The organism is Pseudomonas fuscovaginae SE-1, from assembly GCF_000364705.1.
In the GTDB taxonomy this organism is placed as follows: domain Bacteria; phylum Pseudomonadota; class Gammaproteobacteria; order Pseudomonadales; family Pseudomonadaceae; genus Aquipseudomonas; species Aquipseudomonas fuscovaginae_A.
In genome coordinates this window covers 1-1220 of record NZ_AQOH01000031.1, presented here as the reverse complement: position 1 = coordinate 1220, position 1220 = coordinate 1, and the positions used below count along the sequence as shown (strand labels likewise).

General features: G+C 65.8%; 1 protein-coding gene. It reads right to left on the bottom strand.

Going from position 1 to position 1220, the window contains the following annotated elements; genetic code table 11:
• Positions 1–1220: non-ribosomal peptide synthetase (locus K675_RS30380; RefSeq protein WP_037006294.1), on the bottom strand; the 1220-nt coding region annotated here is incomplete at both ends.

Below are 1220 nucleotides of genomic sequence, written 5' to 3'. Positions count from 1 at the left end.
ACCGCCAGCAGCGAGTGACCGCCGAGTTCGAAGAAGTGGTCGTGACGACCGACCTGCCCGACCTTGAGCACATCCGCCCAGATCGACGCCAGCAGCACTTCCACCTCGCCTTGCGGCGCCTCGTAGCCCCGGCTGATCAGCGCCTGGGCATCCGGTACCGGCAGCGCCTTGCGATCCAGCTTGCCGTTGGCGGTCAAGGGCAGCCCGCCGAGTTGCACATAGGCCGCCGGGACCATGTACTCCGGCAACGCCCCTTGCAGATGGTCGCGCAGTTCTTCGATCACCAACTGCGCTTGCGCTTGCCGTGCAGTGAAATAGGCCACCAGACGCTTGTCGCCCGGAACATCCTCGCGGCACAGCACCACCGCCTCACGGACCTCCGGATGCTCGGCCAGGCGCGCCTCGATCTCGCCCAGTTCCACCCGGAAACCGCGGATCTTCACCTGGGCGTCGTTACGGCCCAGGTACTCCAGGTTGCCATCGGCGCGCCAGCGCACCAGGTCCCCGGTGCGGTACAGACGGGCGTTCGGCTCGCTGCCGAATGGGTCGGCGACGAATTTTTCCGCGGTCAGATCGTCCCGGTTCAGGTAACCCAGGGCCACGCCCTGCCCGCCGATGTACAGCTCACCTTCTACACCCACCGGCACGGGTTGGCCCTGGGCATCGAGCACGTACAGGCGGGTGTTGCCCACCGGACGACCAATCGGAATGCCGCCGTTGCCGACCGAGGTGATTTCGTAGGTCGCGGAGAAGGTCGTGGCTTCGGTCGGACCGTAGCCGTTGAGCAGGTGCTCGGGAGCATTGTTTTCCAGTACCCGGGCGATCACCGCCGGGTCCAGCACATCGCCGCCGACGATCAGGTAGCGCAGACGGGAGAATGCCTCACCCAGGCCGGCAGCATATTGATGGAACAACCCGGCGGTCATCCACAACACCGTCACCGACTGTTCCAGCAGCAGGCGCTGGAAGTTCGCCGGCGACAGCAGGTCGTCCTGGCCGATCACCACCACGCAACCGCCATTGAGCAGCGGCGCCCAGACGTCCAGGGTACTGGCGTCGAAGGCCGGGTTGGAGGCGAAGGCCACTCGATCCCGTTCGTTGAACTCGGCGTAACCGTTGTTGATCACCAGCCGGCTGATGGCCCGGTGCGGCACCCGCACCCCTTTCGGGGTGCCGGTGGAGCCGGAGGTGTACATGATGTACGCCACGCTTTCGCTGGA